This window comes from Paenibacillus sp. CAU 1782 (genome assembly GCF_054551715.1).
Map to the genome: position 1 here is coordinate 37,651 of NZ_JBTOLL010000001.1, position 15,312 is coordinate 52,962.

Sequence of the window (15,312 nt, forward strand, 5' to 3'; positions counted from 1 at the left end):
GAACATGAGTTTTCCCATTACAAGACACCGCCGGTTAAGGCGGACGGCGGGCATTCGCAGCCTTGTGCGCGAAACGATGCTTACCAGCCACGATTTTATTTATCCTATTTTTGTCACTTGCGGCGAAAATGTAAAAGAAGAAATTTCATCGCTGCCTGGCGTTTACCACTATTCGCTGGACCGTTTGCGTGAGGAGATTCAGGATATTGTTGCGGCGGGCCTTACATCCGTTTTGATTTTTGGCATTCCGGAAACAAAGGATGCTATAGGTTCCTCCGCATTTGCCAGCGACGGCATTGTGCAGCAAGCAATCCGGTTGATCAAGGAATGGGCTCCTGAGCTGGTTGTTGTGGCGGATACCTGTCTGTGCCAGTTTACCGACCATGGCCATTGCGGCGTTGTGCATCAGGATGAAGCAACGGGAATAGCGGTTGTCGACAACGACCATTCGCTGGACCTTTTGGTGAAAACGGCAGTTTCCCAGGCAGAAGCGGGAGCGGATATCATTGCGCCCTCCAATATGATGGACGGTTTTGTAGCGGCGATTCGCGAGGGGCTGGACGAATCCGGCTTCCACGAGGTTGCGATTATGTCCTATTCCGTTAAATACGCCTCCGCTTTTTACGGGCCGTTTCGGGAAGCAGCTCATTCCACGCCACAGTTTGGCGACCGCAAAACCTATCAGATGGACCCTGCGAACAAACGCGAGGCGCTGCGCGAAGCAGAATCCGATGTGACCGAAGGCGCGGACATGCTGATGGTGAAGCCTGCGCTTGCTTACCTGGATGTGCTGTCCATGCTGAAGGAGCAGTTTGACCTGCCGGTTGTCGCGTACAACGTCAGCGCGGAATATTCCATGGTGAAAGCCGCTGCGGCTAACGGGTGGCTGGACGAACGCGCCATCGTGCTGGAAACGCTGACCGGTATGAAGCGTGCGGGAGCGGATATCATCATTACGTATCATGCCAAGGATGCATCGCGTTGGCTTAGAGGGGAGGAGCTTCAATGAGCGGAGCCGGAAGAAAATCGGAGCAAAAGTCGGTTGAAGCGTTTGCCCGGGCCAAAAAGGTAATACCGGGCGGCGTCAACAGCCCAGTCCGAGCGTTCAAATCGGTTGGCTTGACGCCGGTATATATGGAGCGCGGGGCGGGAAGCCGGGTTTACGATATCGACGGCAACGAATACATCGATTACGTCGCCTCCTGGGGACCCCTCATTATGGGCCATGCCCATCCCGAGGTGGTAGAAGCAATCAAGCGCACGGCCGAAAGGGGTACCAGCTTTGGCGCTCCAACGGAGCTCGAGACGCTGATGGCGGAGCTGGTTGTCGAAAGAGTGGCATCCGTCGACATTGTCCGGATGGTCAATTCCGGCACGGAAGCAACGATGAGCGCGTTGAGACTTGCCCGCGGCTACACAGGCCGCGCGAAAATTTTGAAATTCGAAGGTTCCTATCACGGCCACGCCGACAGCTTGCTGATCAAAGCAGGGTCAGGCGTCGCTACTCTTGGCCTTCCCGATAGCCCTGGCGTGCCGCAAGGCGTAGCGTCAGGCACGATTACGGTGCCCTACAACGATCTGGAATCGGTCAAGCTGGCCTTTCAAAAATTCGGCGAAGAGATTGCCTGCGTAATCGTGGAGCCGATTGCGGGCAACATGGGCGTTGTGCCTCCGCAGCCCGGTTTTCTGGAGGGGCTGCGGTCCTTGACGACGCAATATGGCAGCTTGCTTATTTTTGATGAGGTAATGACTGGTTTCCGCGTAGGCTACGGCTGCGCCCAAGGGCTATACGGGATTACGCCGGATTTGACCTGCTTTGGCAAAGTCATTGGCGGAGGTTTGCCGGTTGGCGCATATGGCGGAAAACGCGAGCTGATGGAGATGATGGCGCCAAGCGGACCGATCTATCAGGCGGGCACTTTGTCGGGCAATCCGCTCGCGATGGCGGCAGGGTACACTACGCTTAAGCTGCTGACGCCCGAGGTGTATGAATCGCTGGAGAAAAGCGCTGCGCGGCTGGCTTCCGGATTTATTGCCAATGCGGCCAAGCATGGCCTTCCGATGAGCCTTAACCGTGTCGGCTCCATGGTTTGTCCGTTTTTCACAGAACAAACCGTAACCGATTATGAAGGAGCCAAATCTTCCAACCTGGAGCAGTTCAAAGCATATTTCGCCTCCATGCTGGAGCTTGGCGTCAGTATTGCCCCTTCTCAATTCGAAGGCATGTTTGTATCCGCGGTCCACAGCGACGCCGATCTGGATGAAACGATTGCGGCGAATGATGAGGCGCTGAGCCGGTTGGAGCGATAAGGCAGCCTGTTCAGCTCATAAGCTGCTTCATTGCGAATGTTATAATCATTTTGCCGAGCCAAGCGGCGCAGCGGTCAAATCGCCACTGCGCCGCTTTATTTATGACGATCGTGGCGAATGGAGTTCAAAGAGAAGGGAGCTTGCCCAAAGATGCGCTTAAACGGACCTATTGAAGGAGCGTCACGGAAGGGGGAATGGATGGAATTGCGTCTTCGTGCGGCTAATAACGATTGGCCGGCGGCGCCGGAACCAGGCAGCCATCCTCATGCGGTGCGGCAATGGCTGCTTTCGGCAGCGCCATTTCCTCCGAAGTGGATTAATGGATTATTTTCAATTGGCGGCATTGCCTGGTCCCCGGAGGGGAGGATTCTCTTGCATGCCTTCCCTCCTCCAAAGAGTAGCGGAGCGATGGCAGGAACAGGAGCAAGGGCCGTGGCAGGGAGTTTGGATCAGCTGCCGGGAGCGCTCTTCAGCGATGATTATTGCCTTGTTATGAACAAACCCGTCGGAATGCCCGTCCACGAATCCGTCAAAGGACAAAAGGGGACTCTGGACGAAGCGGCCTCTGCGTATTTGGCCATAAAAGGCGACCCTCTGCCCGCCAGACATATCCATCGGCTTGATGCCGACACGTCGGGTCCGGTACTGTACAGCACCAATGATCTGTCCCAACTGAGGCTGGACGAAGCAATGCGGCGTAAAGACATCGGCAGGCATTACATTGCGGTAGTACATGGCATGGCCAAGTCGGAGCGAGGAACCGTGGAGGCGCCTATCGGAAAGGACAGGCATAAGGCCGGCAGGAGACGGGTAACGCCGGGAGGCGAAGCTGCGGTAACTCATTATGAATGCATAGCCCGGCAAGGCGGCTATTCCCTGCTCCGGCTCACTCTGGAAACGGGCAGAACGCATCAAATTCGCGTTCACATGAGTCATATTGGCCATCCGCTGGTAGGCGACGCCTTATACGGCGGGCGAGTCGAGCTGCTGCCCCACCAAGCGCTGCATGGCGAAAAGATTATTTTTCCCCATCCTCTAACAGGCGAAGCCTGCAATGTGTCATCGCCTTGGCCTCATTGGCTTGACGGGCTGACGAAAAGGCTTGGACTTCGCGCAAATTGACTGTCATGACCAGGCGGCTTCTCCCATATAGATAAGTAGTGAATGTAGGCCAGACCAAGCATTCAGTATGAGAAGGGAGGACTGTGGCATGTCGAGTGGAAGCGACGGATTGCGCTTTGATGTGTACGAGCGTGTGCATTTGCCGGATGACGTTGCTGCAATAGACGAGTTGGAGGAAATCGAGCTGGTGCCCCGAATTCAGGTGATCGACCAGGGGGATCAAGCAATTCTGAAAGGGCAGCTGCTCCTGAGCGGCGTATATCGCAGCGCTGGTGGAGCCGCAGGTCCGTTGACCCTGGAGCATTGGATTCCGGTAGAGATTTCTCTGCCGATGAATCGGGTATCCAGACTTGATGACATTTCGATTGAAATCGATAACTTCGATGTGGACCTGATTTCGGCAAGAACACTCAATATTACGGGGGTGCTGTCGCTCCGGGGAATATCCGTCGAACCTCTAGAAGAGCAGCAGTGGGAGGATGAGCCCATTACGGCGGTTCATCAGAGAGAATTCGCAGATGGCGATCAAGCCGCGGTTATCGGCGCGCAACCAGAGGAGCAATCCTACATAACCGAAAATAGCGACGAAGAAGCCGCAAGATTTAACTATAGCGAGAACGGGCAAGAACAGTATGGCGCTGAAATTGTGATTGAACCGGGAAATCGCGAAGAGGGCGGCTGGCTTCAATGGAACGCCATAGCGGAACAAGAAGCGCAGCAAAACACCGTAAATCCTGCAGCTTGGGGGGGAAATAGCGGGGAAGGTTCTCCATACGGCTGGCAGGGATATGATTATCGGCAAACGCATCAGACCGAGGCTGTGGAAGAGGTTGACCAAAGTACATCGGGATGGGAGCAAACCGATGATGGCGGAGGGGAAACTGTCCGTCCGCCGGAAGAAACCCCTGCGTACGCCGAAGAACAGCATTTGCATGCCGAACAATGGACTCAAGCCGAGCAATGGGCACATGAAACATCCGAAACTATCCGGGAACCAGATCCCTATCAGCCTGGCGCCGGCACTGACGAGCCCCAAGGAGATATTTTACAGGCTGCTAGCGAGTTTCAGGATGCAGAGGCAAGGGAGAGTCAGGAAACGGAAGCGGTTGGAAGAAGGCAGGAGGTACAGATTGCTTTTGCCAGCAAGCCAGCGCCGGGTACGGAACGTGAACAGCAGGAAGGTTTGGGCTTTCGAACGCTGCTTCAATCCAGCAAGCGCGAGCAGGCGGCGCGTGAAGCGGCGCAGCAGCAAAGCAGCGAGCAGGAAGCGGAGGAAAACGCCCGTAAAACCGCGCCCGAGGACGAGATACAATGGAAGCAGCTGTTTCTTGCCAAACCTTCGGAAGGCAACGAATTCCGGAAAATCCGCTTGTGCATCGTGCAGCGAGAGGAAACGCTGGAGCAGATTGCAACCCGCTACAGCTTGAATCCACGCGAGATTCTGATTCACAACCGGCTGCATGAGTCTGCGGTAGAGGAAGGCCAACTACTCTACATCCCTTAAAGAGGTTGCTCAAAAAGTTCGCTTCCCATTGCGGGTCATGCCTGGCGGCATGGCCGGCGTCGAATATGGAATTCAGCCGAAATATCCGGTCCTCACGTAGCTATCACTACGCTCCGGTCCTCTATTCCTGGCTTCATTCCATCTTCTCGGCACTGAAAAGCGAACTTTTTGAGCTTTTTTTATACGAGGTTGCTCAAAAAGTTCGCTTCCCATTGCGGGTCATGCCTGGCGGCATGGCCGGCGTCGAATATGGAATTCAGCCGAAATGAAAGTTGACTACAGGCAAAAACAACGTTATGATATAGCAATATATGTAGAATAACATTGAAGGGGAATAATAAACAGCAAGCCTTCAGAGAGCGGGAGCGTTGCGCTGAGAGGTTCCGCAGGATGTAGCTGTTTATGGGTCGCCCCGGAGTTGCCTGTATGATTTCCCGAGTCAAGATCATATTGACTGCATGATGTTCAGTCATGTCCTTTGGGTTTAGTTCAGGCCGGCTGCAGCCGTTATCTGTTTGAGCGCCGCATATGCTTTAATCTTGCGGAACAAAGGTGGTACCACGGAAGCATGACCTTTCGTCCTTTATCGGGATGAAGGGTCTTTTTGTTTTTTTCGGGCGTTTTGCAATCGCAGAACCACCGCGCATAGTACGTGTTCAAGAAGTCTGCTTTGGACTTTTTGAACCACCTCTTATATCAGAATAATGTTTGGAGGATGAATTCCATGTCAGAGCATGAACTGAAAACGGCCGACCCGGAAACGGGGGCGCCTGCCAATGCAAAACCAACATCGGCGATGCCTACAACTTACGACCCCAAAGCAGCCGAGCAAAAATGGTACCAATATTGGGTTGACGGCAATTATTTTCAAGCGGGTAAACGCCCCGATGCCGAGCCCTATACAATCGTTATTCCGCCGCCCAACGTTACCGGCATGCTTCATATCGGGCACGCGCTGGATTTTACACTGCAGGATATACTGATCCGTACAAAAAGAATGCAGGGTTATGACGCGCTTTGGCTTCCGGGAACGGATCACGCCGGCATAGCGACTCAAACGCGGGTGGAGAAAAAGCTCCGCGAGCAAGGCTTGTCGCGTCACGATTTGGGCCGTGAAGCATTCCTGGAGAAAGTGTGGGAATGGAAGGATCAATACGCCGATACCATTCGCGATCAATGGTCCAAGATGGGCTTGTCCCTGGACTATTCCCGTGAGCGTTTTACGCTGGACGAAGGTTTGTCCAAGGCGGTTCGGGAAGTTTTTGTACGTCTGTACGAAAAAGGCCTGATCTATCGCGGCAAAAAAATAATCAACTGGGACCCTGCTGCGCGCACCGCGCTGTCGGATATTGAAGTTGAGCACAAGGAAGTTAACGGTCACCTGTACCATCTGCAATATCCGCTGAAGGACGGCTCGGGCACCATTACGGTTGCCACGACGCGGCCGGAAACGATGCTGGGCGATACCGCCGTTGCCGTTCATCCCGAAGATGAGCGCTATAAACATCTGATCGGCTCCTTTATCGTGCTGCCGATTTTGGGCCGCGAAATTCCTATTATCGGCGACGAATACGTAGAGAAGGAATTTGGTTCCGGCGCGGTCAAAATTACGCCCGCGCATGATCCTAACGACTTCGAGGTGGGACAACGCCACGATCTGCCGCAAATTATCGTTATGGACGAATCCGGCGTGATGAATGAGGAAGCAGGCCCGTATCAGGGGCTGGATCGCTTTGAATGCCGCAAAAAGCTGATTAGCGACCTGCAGGAGCAAGGCGTTTGCGTTCTCATCGAGGACCACCTCCATCAAGTCGGCCATAGCGAGCGCAGCGGCGCAGTTGTTGAGCCGTATTTGTCCACGCAATGGTTCGTTGCGATGAAACCTCTTGCGGAAGCAGCCATTCAAGCGCAAAAATCCGGCAAAGGCGTCAATTTTGTACCGGAACGTTTTGAAAAAGTCTATTTGAACTGGATCGAAAACGTACGCGACTGGTGTATTTCCAGACAGCTGTGGTGGGGTCACCGCATCCCGGCCTGGTACGACGAGAACAGCGGAGAAATTACCGTTTCCCGCGAAAATCCGGAAGGCGATCATCTATTCCAGGACAACGACGTATTGGATACCTGGTTCAGTTCTGCGCTATGGCCGTTTTCGACGCTTGGCTGGCCGGAGCAAACCGAAGATCTCCAGCGTTATTATCCAACAAACGTGCTGGTAACGGGTTACGACATCATTTATTTCTGGGTGTCGAGAATGATCTTTACCGCTCTGGAATTTACGGACGAAATGCCGTTTAAGGACGTGCTGATGCACGGTCTCGTTCGCGACAAGGACGGACAAAAAATGTCCAAGTCGCTGGGCAACGGCGTTGATCCGCTTGAGGTTATCGAACAATACGGCGCAGACGCTATGCGCTTTATGATTTCCACAGGCAGTACGCCGGGGCAGGATTTGCGCTTCCGCTTTGAGAAGGTGGAGCAGGCGCGCAATTTTGCCAACAAAATATGGAACGCCTCCCGTTTTGCCCTCATGAATCTGGAAGGTTTTACGGCGGAGGATATCAATATCAACGTGAAGCTGGGTACGGCGGACCGCTGGATTCTTCATCGTCTGAATGAAACGGTGGCGGACGTAACTCGCATGATCGACAGCTACGAGTTCGGTGAAACCGGCCGCGTATTGTACAACTTTATTTGGGATGATCTGTGCGACTGGTACATTGAGTTTTCCAAACTCAGCCTGAACGGTTCCGATCAGGATGCCAAACGCGCAACCCAATCGGTATTGTCGTACGTGCTGGATCGCACCCAGCGACTGATCCACCCCTTCATGCCGTTTATCAGCGAAGAAATCTGGCAGCATCTGCCGCATGTGGGCGACACCATTACGCTGGCGGAGTGGCCGGTTTATGATCCAGCGCTGGAGGCGCCGGACGCCGTTAGCGAAATGGAGCTGCTGATGGACATGATTCGTTCGGTCCGCAACATCCGCGCCGAAGTAAACGTGCCAATGAGCAAAAAGGTCGAACTGCTGATCAAACCTGTTGGCGATGGCGAAGAGGCGATTCTGAAGCGGAACGAGGTCTTTATCCAGAGATTCTGCGGCACATCGCTGCTGGAAATCGATACGGCCATTGCCGCTCCTGACAAAGCGATGACCGCAATTCTGACGGGCGCAGAGCTTTATTTGCCGCTTGCGGGATTGATCGACATCGCCCAAGAGGTTGCGCGCCTGGAGAAGGAACGGGACCATTTGAATGCCGAGGTTCAACGCGTGGAGAAAAAGCTGGCGAATGAAGGGTTTGTTGCCAAAGCGCCTGCCAAAGTCATTGAAGAAGAACGCGCCAAGATGAATGATTATGCGGAGAAGCGCGACAAGGTTCTGGCGCGTATTTCGGAGCTTCGCGGCTGACGGGGGAGTAGGTAAGCGAATGAGCAAACAACAAAAGGTTGCATCAGAGCTGGCCTCCTATCGGGAGGCGGTAGACTGGATAAACGGCCTGCTGCCATTTGGCATCAGACCGGGCCTGGACCGCATCATAAGGCTGATGGAGCTGCTGGATAATCCGCAACGCCGCCTGAAATTCATCCATGTTGCAGGAACAAACGGGAAAGGCTCCACATGCGCATATTTAACCAAAGTGCTGCATAAGAGCGGTTATGATGTAGGCACCTTTACGTCGCCTTACATTACGAAGTTCACCAACCGGTTTCAATACAACGGCGAAGATATCAGAGAAGACCAACTGCTGAAGCTGGCGAATGTGTTGAAGCCGCATGTTGAAGCTATTGCGGCTACCGAGCTTGGTTCGCCCACGATGTTCGAGGTGTCTACGGCGCTGGCGATACTCTTTTATGCCAAGGAGACTTATCCTGATTACGTCGTTTGGGAAACCGGACTTGGCGGACGGCTGGATGTGACCAATATTGTCGTGCCCGTTATCTCGATCATTACCAATATCGGGCATGACCATATGGATCGGCTGGGCAACACGCTGGAGGCTGTAGCCAGGGAAAAAGCCGGCATTATCAAGGCGGGCGTGCCTGTTGTAAGCGCGGCGACGCAGCCTGAGGTGATCGCCGTATTGAAAGAAACGGCCGCAGAAAAAAACAGCACCCTCTATTTGGCTGGCGAGCAATTCAGCGAGAAGCTGCTGGAAGCGGGAGAGGAAGAGCAAAGCTTTTCCTTTCAAGGGCCGTTTCGGTCCATAGAGCGCTTGTCGATTACGCTAGGCGGATCGCATCAACGGAGCAATGCCGCAGTGGCGGTTATGGCGCTGGAAGTGCTTCGCCAGTATAACGCCCTGATTGTGGAGGACGACATATTGGCTCGGGGGTTGCATGAGGCGGCTTGGCCGGGGCGAATGGAAATGGTGAGCCGCAATCCCCGCATTTTGCTGGACGGCGCACATAATCCGGAAGGCGCGGAGAAACTTGCAGAGACGCTGCAGGACACTTACAAATATCAAGCTCTTCATGTCATGATGGGCATGGTAGAGAATAAGAATCATGAAGATACATTTAAGCATATACTACCAATAGTGGATACGCTTATCTTGACCGAGCCGGATTACCGAATGAAAATGGATGCGAAAGACTTGGTTCGCATTGTGGAGAAGCTGCGGTCCAGCCGTCCCGATGGCAAACCCTTTCAGCTGCTGGTAGAGAAGGATTGGAAAACGGCATTGCATAAATTACAACAGTTAACCGGGGAACGGGATCTTGGCGTCGTAACGGGAACGCTTTATTTGATAGCGGACGTACGCTCCCGCATTTTGTACAACTCGGATTCTGAAAAAGGTTGGTGAACCGTCTTTGAATACGGCAGAACACGTTCATTTCATCGGAATCGGCGGTTACGGCATGAGCGCAATCGCCCGCGTTATGCTTGAAATGGGCTACAAAGTTACCGGCTCTGATGTCGCCAGGCAGGAGTTAACGGAAAAGCTGGCGGCAAAAGGAGCGGATATTTTTATCGGGCATCAGCCGGAGCATGTCCGGGGTGCGGATTTGGTCGTCTACTCCACGGCTCTGACGAGCGACAATGTGGAGCGCAAGGCTGCGGAGGAGCTCAATATTCCGGTGCTGCATCGCTCCCAGATGCTGGCGCGGCTTATGAACGGCGGCAAAGGCGTTGCAGTAGCTGGCGCGCATGGAAAAACAACAACTTCATCGATGATCGCTCTGGTGATGGAAGCTTGCGACGCGGACCCTACTTATATCATCGGCGGGGAAATCGTTAATGTCGGCACAAACGCTAAAGCAGGCAAAGGCGAATACGTCGTTGCGGAAGCCGACGAAAGCGACGGTTCATTCCTGCACTATCATCCGACTCTGGCGATCGTGACCAATATCGAACCGGATCACCTGGAAAACTACGATGGCGATTTCGAAAAGCTGAAAGCGGCATATGTCCAGTTTCTGCGTCAGGTGAAAGAAGGCGGCAAAGCGATCGTCTGCTCGGACGATGACACTATCCAGGAGCTGCTTCCACGGGTATACGAGGAATCGGGGCAAAGCGAGCTTGCGGGCTTGATTACATTCGGCATCAAGGGCGAAGCCATGTTCAAGGCCGAAAATATCGAGCTTGGCGATCGCCGCGTATCCTTCGACATGTTGAAGGAAGGCCGTCTCCTCGGCAATATTGAGTTGTCGGTTCCCGGCATACACAATGTATACAACGCGATGGCAAGCATCATCACTTGCCTGGAAGCGGGACTTTCCTTTGGCGCCGTCAAGGAAGCCATCAAGCTGTTCAGAGGCGCAAAACGCCGCTTTCAAGTGATGGGAGAGGTCGACGATATTCTTGTGATCGACGATTATGCACACCATCCGACGGAAATTCAAGCGACAATCAGCGCGGCAAAAGCAACGGGCAAAGAAATTATCGCGGTGTTTCAGCCTCAGCGCTATACGCGGACTTTCTTTCTGTTCGAGCAGTTCAGCCGCTCTTTTTCGGAGGCCGATCGGGTTATCATTACCGATATTTATTCGCCTGCCGGAGAAAAGCAGATTGAAGGCGTAAACTCCGCAAAACTGGTGGAACTGATCCGCAGCAACAGCCATGCCAAAGCGGAATATATCCCCACCAAAGAAGAAGTGCTTGAAACGTTGAAGACATCGGTCAAACCCGGAAGCCTGGTCATTACGATGGGCGCCGGCGATATATGGAAAACAGCTGCAGAGCTGGCCAAATACTTGGAGCAGAGAAGCGGGAGATAACCTCCCGCTTTTTTGCTGCCATCCGCTTCGCAAGGGGGATAAACATGGATATTTATGGTCTGAATGCGCTTAACATGATGGTGGTAATTCATCGGCCCGATACACCGGATGAACTTAAGGGAATTTTTAAGGCTTTTGGCCGCATGTCAGCGGACACCGGCGGCTTTGCTGTTTTTACAAATGAAAGAGCTGGTGTTGTTATTGTTGCTGGCCGGGGAGAACGTCATATGGAACAGCTGCTGAAGCAGCTTGGCGATGAAAGCGGAGTTGCAATGAGAACAGAGCCGCCACAACTGTTATATAAGGAGACAATTAAAGGTGCAGTGCGGGGGGAAGGAAAGTATATCCGTCAGAATTCTGGCATTGACAGATACGCACATTGCGTGGTCGAGTTTGAACCAAAAACACGCGGCAGCGGGTTGGAGATTATCAATTTGGTCCTGGATGATGCGGTCATTCGCGCCGAATTTATTCCTTCAGTCATTAGTGGCATCCAGCGCTCTTTTACAAGAGGTCAACACAGTGGAAGTCCCGTTGTTGACATTAAGGCAACAATCGTTGGAGGGTCTGTCCACCCCATGGATTCAAGCAATATGTCTTACAAGATTGCCGCATCGTTAGCCTTCAAGGAAGCGATGAAGCAAGCAGATATCGTTTTGCTGGAGCCGGTCAAAAAAATCATGTTAACTCCTGATGGGACAAGCTTCACAGCATTTGACGGGTATCGCGAAATACCGGCTGCTTTGGCAAAGGAAATCGCAGAGCAATCGCTCCTGAGAGGCGCTTATTGTGAAGAGCTGGAGGACTGGTGTCCGGAAAGGCTTGCAGCAAACAGGGAGTATAACCTCGATTTGACGGTTTCTTCATTCTGGGAGGAGAATAGTTAAGAATACTCTCTTAACTCCGTTGCAGGTTTGTCACTATTTTGTTTTCATATCTCTCATTTCCGATTCATAGAATAGTAGCAGAACAGGGAGGAGAGATATGAATGAAACCCAATAATCAAATGACGTTTCGTTTTGAACATAAAGATCAACGATCGGCAAAGCAATCATCCCCCGGATCACATGCTGAAGGACAAAAGGAAGGGATGTCCTCAGGATCTAAGGTTGTCCCCTTATATGGATTATCCACTGCGAATAGTATAGAGGAGGCTCATCCCTGGGATTCGCCTTACCAGGATGATATTAGCGCGCTGGAGCAGCTAATAAGAGGGACGGCAACCTCTGTGAGCGGCCGGGACGCTGCCAACGAAAAAAACGTTGGTCAAAAGAGTCGTGTTTCCGATACGGAAAGCAAGATGGAACCGCCTATTGCCATTGTTGGGCAAAGCCGTTCCGGCAAATGGGGCCGAGAGGGCGATGAGGAACGTTCTGCCGATTTTGGCGCCGAATTATTTGGAGGCGGACTTGAAGAAAAGCCTGAAGCAAGGCGAAAAGAAGCAACACCGCCTGAAGTATACAAGGGCGAGGATAGCTCTTTTTCCACGTTGCGGCGCACTGCTACACCATCCTGGTTAAAAGTTGTGTTTTCCGTAGCTGGCGCGCTATTGACAGGAGCCTTGTTCGGTTATTTGCTTCTCGCCCTCTTTATCGGGCCTCATCTGCTTCCGGGCGTGGACAAGGAGCCTGGTGCCGTTCCGGCAAATGCCGCTGTTGATCCAGGTGGTTCAGAATCGCCAGGGGGGACAGGAGGCGGCAATAATGGAGCAGCAACGGACAATGGCGTCGCTGGTGGCGTCGGTTCGCCTGGAACGGAAGCTCAGCCTGCTGGTGGCAATTCCGGAGAAACCGCCGCCGGAACACCAATGGTTAGTCTTGGCGATGTTTCTGCCAGCTACACGTTCCTGCAATTCGGCGTATTTTCCCAGGTGGAAGGCAGAGATGCGGCATTAGCTGAGCTGAAAGGAAAGCAGCTGCCTGCGGTATCCTATAATAGCGGGAAGGATCTCCGCGTTTTTGCCGGTATTGCGAATGGAAACGCTATGGCGGAGAGCTTGGTTAAGCGGCTGCCCGATTTGCTCCTGTACAAAAAAGAGATGGAGCTTGTCGCTCCTGACCACATGCCGTTTGCCGGCAAGGAAGAGGACGCGGGGCTTTTTTTCGCTCGCAGCAACGAGCTGCTGGCCATGTGGTGCAGCTTGACTGAAGCTCAGTTGGAGCAAAGCTCCCTCTCCCCGCTGGGTTCATCGGCTGCGGCGGCCTGGAAGGAGAAGCTGGAGCTTTGGCAGCAAAGCGCCTCGGCTATGAAGGAAGGCCTGACGTCTGGAGACGGAATAAATTATTTCAATGGGATGTCGGAAGGGATTCAGCAAGCCTCGGATGCTCTGAGCCAATATGACAAAAAACCGGAGGAAGCCGCGCTGCGGAAACTTCAGGAGGGCATGCTGAAAACGGTACTCTCCCAGAAAGAATGGTTTGAGTCTATGAGCGCATTGTAAAGGAAAGATAACCTGCGTATAATGGATACAGGTGTCATTTCGTGGCGAAAGGGCTTGAACAATGAAGAAAAACGGCTGGATTCTGTTTCTGCTGATTGTGCTTGGTTTGCTGGCTGGCGCGCTGGTTGCAAGATGGCTGGAGCCTGTTCCGGGCATTTCCTTTCTTACCCGCCCGCTTGTGACATCATGGTCGCCCGCAGTGGATTTGTATGTGCTCAGCTTTGATCTGTCGGTATCGATTCAGATCAGCTTGCTTAGCATTATCGGGGCAATTGTTGCGATCTGGGCTTACAGGCGCATGTAAGCGAATGTAGGCATGTGTAAAAAGGAGTGTAAGCTAATTCATGCTGCAAAATCCCATATGTATTAGCCGGCTTGTGCTGGCTTCATCATCGCCGCGCCGGAGGGAACTGGTCGCAAGTCTGGACCTTTCCTTGCCGGTTTCTGTTTTGTCCCCTGATGTTGACGAAAGCGTATTGCCTGGCTGGACGCCAAATGAAACAGTGAGGCAGCTAAGCGCGTCCAAGGCGCAAGCCGCCATGGAGCTGTTGAAGAGGCAGTCTGCCGAAGAAGGAACCAGCTTTTCGACGATGGACGCCGTTATTATCGCTGCGGACACCGTTGTTGCGCTGGACGGGGAAGTGCTGGGAAAACCGCTTGACGAGAATGATGCTGTCTCCATGCTCATGAAGCTGCAGGGCAGCCGGCACGAGGTGTACACCGGTATTGCCGTGCTTCATACAGGCAGCGGCGAGATGCAAGTTGAAAGTAAAAAAACAATTGTCAAAATGAAAGCTTTTACCGAGGAAAAAGCAAGAAGGTATGCGGCAACCGGGGAGCCGCTCGACAAAGCCGGAGCGTATGGAATTCAAGGCTTGGGAGCTACGCTTGTAGAGGAGATTGAAGGCTGCTACTTCAATGTTGTGGGATTGCCCTTGTCTCTTCTCGCGGATATGCTTGAGCCCTACGGCATCCAGGCCATTTGAAACCACTCTTTCGCAAAGGCGGGTTATTAAATGGATTTGCAGTCGACGGCGTTGCGTGATGTGCCCCGTGAGGATCGACCTAGAGAACGTATGATGCAATATGGAGCGGAGTCGCTCAGCCATGCGGAGCTGCTGGCTATTTTGTTAAGAACAGGCACGCAGAAGCAGTCCGCTCTTCATTTGGCGGGCGCCGTGCTGAAGCAATGCGGCACTCTTCGCAATCTGATGGATATGAGCATGGACGAGCTGACCTCCATACGAGGTATCGGACCCGCCAAGGCGCTTCAGCTTAGAGCGGGAATCGAGCTGGGCAGACGCCTGGCCAAAAGCGGGAACGGCGAGATAGTAACCGTACGTTCGCCCGGCGATGCTGCTGACTATGTGATGGATGAACTTCGTTATTTAAAAAAAGAACATTTTGTCTGCTTGTTCCTCAATACAAAAAATCATATTATTGCGCGCGAAACGTTATCGATCGGCACGTTGAACGCTTCGCTGGTTCATCCCAGAGAGGTTTTCAGAGCCGCGATCAAATGCAGCAGCGCATCTATTATTTGCGCGCATAATCATCCCAGCGGAGATCCCTCGCCAAGTCCGGAGGATATTTCCTTGACGAAGCGGCTGGCTGAGGCCGGTCAGCTTGTTGGCATCGAAGTGCTGGATCATCTGGTTATCGGAGATGGGAAATATGTGAGTTTGAAGGAGCAGGGGTATCTGTAATATAATAA

12 protein-coding genes and 1 other annotated feature are annotated in these 15,312 nt (G+C 53.0%); all 12 genes read left to right on the plus strand.

Annotated elements, in window-relative coordinates; translation table 11 throughout:
• The first annotated feature begins 4 nt into the window (after positions 1-4).
• The 12 genes from hemB to radC all read left to right on the plus strand — a co-directional run bounded on the left by hemB (position 5) and on the right by radC (position 15,304).
• Positions 5-1,009: a porphobilinogen synthase gene (hemB, locus tag ACX93W_RS00145; protein WP_459390302.1), complete on the plus strand. Its 1,005-nt coding sequence runs from the start codon at positions 5-7 to the stop codon at positions 1,007-1,009.
• Entirely contained in the window at positions 1,006-2,310 is a 1,305-nt protein-coding gene (hemL, locus tag ACX93W_RS00150) for a glutamate-1-semialdehyde 2,1-aminomutase (RefSeq protein WP_459390303.1), read from the plus strand. Before hemB ends, hemL begins: the two co-directional genes overlap by 4 nt.
• A 198-nt stretch (positions 2,311-2,508) precedes the next feature.
• Positions 2,509-3,432 carry an RluA family pseudouridine synthase gene (locus ACX93W_RS00155; protein WP_459390304.1) on the plus strand — a complete coding sequence of 308 codons (924 nt, stop codon included), beginning with the start codon at positions 2,509-2,511 and terminating at the stop codon, positions 3,430-3,432.
• An 88-nt stretch (positions 3,433-3,520) separates the two neighbouring features.
• Positions 3,521-4,936, plus strand: a complete 1,416-nt coding sequence (locus ACX93W_RS00160) for a LysM peptidoglycan-binding domain-containing protein (RefSeq protein ID WP_459390305.1) — start codon at positions 3,521-3,523, stop codon at positions 4,934-4,936.
• A gap of 315 nt (positions 4,937-5,251) precedes the next feature.
• Positions 5,252-5,523: a binding site (T-box leader), on the plus strand.
• 209 nt (positions 5,524-5,732) lie between these two features.
• Positions 5,733-8,348 carry a valine--tRNA ligase gene (locus ACX93W_RS00165; RefSeq protein ID WP_459391967.1) on the plus strand — a complete coding sequence of 872 codons (2,616 nt, stop codon included), beginning with the start codon at positions 5,733-5,735 and terminating at the stop codon, positions 8,346-8,348.
• Between the two features lie 19 nt (positions 8,349-8,367).
• Positions 8,368-9,744: a bifunctional folylpolyglutamate synthase/dihydrofolate synthase gene (locus ACX93W_RS00170; RefSeq protein WP_459390306.1), complete on the plus strand. Its 1,377-nt coding sequence runs from the start codon at positions 8,368-8,370 to the stop codon at positions 9,742-9,744.
• 7 nt (positions 9,745-9,751) lie between these two features.
• The gene (gene murC, locus ACX93W_RS00175) at positions 9,752-11,158 is read left to right on the plus strand and encodes a UDP-N-acetylmuramate--L-alanine ligase (protein WP_459390307.1); all 1,407 of its coding nucleotides are present in this window, start codon (positions 9,752-9,754) and stop codon (positions 11,156-11,158) included.
• Between the two features lie 44 nt (positions 11,159-11,202).
• The gene (locus ACX93W_RS00180) at positions 11,203-12,045 is read left to right on the plus strand and encodes a hypothetical protein (protein WP_459390308.1); all 843 of its coding nucleotides are present in this window, start codon (positions 11,203-11,205) and stop codon (positions 12,043-12,045) included.
• Positions 12,046-12,146: 101 nt separating this feature from the next.
• On the plus strand, positions 12,147-13,598 hold the full coding sequence (locus tag ACX93W_RS00185; RefSeq protein ID WP_459390309.1) for a hypothetical protein: 1,452 nt from the start codon (positions 12,147-12,149) through the stop codon (positions 13,596-13,598).
• 61 nt (positions 13,599-13,659) lie between these two features.
• Complete coding sequence (locus tag ACX93W_RS00190; RefSeq protein WP_459390310.1) at positions 13,660-13,902, plus strand: DUF4321 domain-containing protein; 243 nt, start codon at positions 13,660-13,662, stop codon at positions 13,900-13,902.
• A 40-nt stretch (positions 13,903-13,942) separates the two neighbouring features.
• Positions 13,943-14,584: a Maf family protein gene (locus ACX93W_RS00195; RefSeq protein ID WP_459390311.1), complete on the plus strand. Its 642-nt coding sequence runs from the start codon at positions 13,943-13,945 to the stop codon at positions 14,582-14,584.
• A gap of 30 nt (positions 14,585-14,614) precedes the next feature.
• On the plus strand, positions 14,615-15,304 hold the full coding sequence (gene radC, locus ACX93W_RS00200; protein WP_459390312.1) for a RadC family protein: 690 nt from the start codon (positions 14,615-14,617) through the stop codon (positions 15,302-15,304).
• The last annotated feature ends 8 nt before the right edge of the window (positions 15,305-15,312 follow it).